Annotated in this window: 2 protein-coding genes; one reads left to right on the top strand and one right to left on the bottom strand. The window is 44.8% G+C overall.

Annotated elements, in window-relative coordinates; genetic code table 11:
• Positions 1-82, top strand: an 82-nt coding sequence (locus SB660_RS19075) for a hypothetical protein (protein WP_410583787.1), incomplete at its 5' end; no start/stop codon positions are given.
• Positions 83-114: 32 nt separating this feature from the next.
• On the opposite strand, the gene SB660_RS19070 is transcribed toward SB660_RS19075, so the two are convergent.
• A partial coding sequence (locus SB660_RS19070) for an FxsA family protein (protein ID WP_410583785.1) occupies positions 115-424 on the bottom strand: 310 nt, incomplete at its 5' end.

Here is a 424-nt window from a genome sequence, read left to right as displayed (position 1 = left end):
TGTACTCTTCATCATCCAAGCCTTCATCACAACAGGCGCATTAAAAGAAATATGGTCCTATATCACCGTTCAGCAAAAATAAAACGGCAGCCGTTTTTTCATGGCTGCCGTTTTTTATTTGATGATGATCCGCTTATTCTTCGACATACCTCTCAGCCATTTGAACAGAATCGGCTTACACCAGCCGCGGGTAAACGGGATAAGAAGACAGGCGCCGGCCAAATCTGATAAAAAGCCCGGAAGCATCAGCAATAGACCGCCAATGAAAATGCACAGACCGTCAGCAATCGCTTCTCCCGGCGTTTTGCCATATTGAAGATCACGCTGAACCTTATAATACACTTCGGTTCCTTGTTTTTTTGCAGCTGCTGCGCCGATAATGCCAGTCATAATCATGAATAGAACTGTCGGTAAAATGCCAATC

Origin of the sequence: Bacillus sp. SIMBA_005 (assembly GCF_046535585.1) — a bacterium.
Classification (GTDB): Bacteria; Bacillota; Bacilli; order Bacillales; family Bacillaceae; genus Bacillus; species Bacillus pumilus.
Note: the sequence above shows the minus strand (reverse complement) of the source record. Positions and strands in the feature narration are given on the sequence as shown.